Raw genomic sequence first — 397 nt, forward strand, 5'->3', positions numbered from 1 at the left:
AAGCTGACCGGTACTAATAGGCCGATAACTTACACCACACACCCCTCCCGTGAACGGATTCAAAAGACGTTCACACCATGGGAAGGGTACAAAGAAACAAGACTGCTTGCGTCCACTATGTGGTTCCCAACCAACAAACCCGTCACCGGACGGCAACGTTGCTTGCGAACCAACCAACTGAATAACAACACCACAGCTGCATTCACGTGCAGCGGCCATGTTGTAACCACAAGTCTTCCCACCCCCCGGGCAATGAGCCGGCGGGGACGGGTAACAGGGTTACGGCGGTCATAGCGTGGGGGAAACGCCCGGTCCCATCCCGAACCCGGAAGCTAAGACCCACAGCGCCGATGGTACTGCACCCGGGAGGGTGTGGGAGAGTAGGTCACCGCCGGAA

The 397-nt window shown here is 57.7% G+C and carries 1 rRNA gene; it reads left to right on the forward strand.

Annotation, left to right across the window (positions count from 1 at the left end):
* Positions 1-280: 280 nt before the first annotated feature.
* Positions 281-397: ribosomal RNA gene (gene rrf, locus AB4Y72_RS19725) — 5S ribosomal RNA — on the forward strand.

This window comes from Arthrobacter sp. YAF34, assembly GCF_052113245.1.
In the GTDB taxonomy this organism is placed as follows: domain Bacteria; phylum Actinomycetota; class Actinomycetes; order Actinomycetales; family Micrococcaceae; genus Arthrobacter.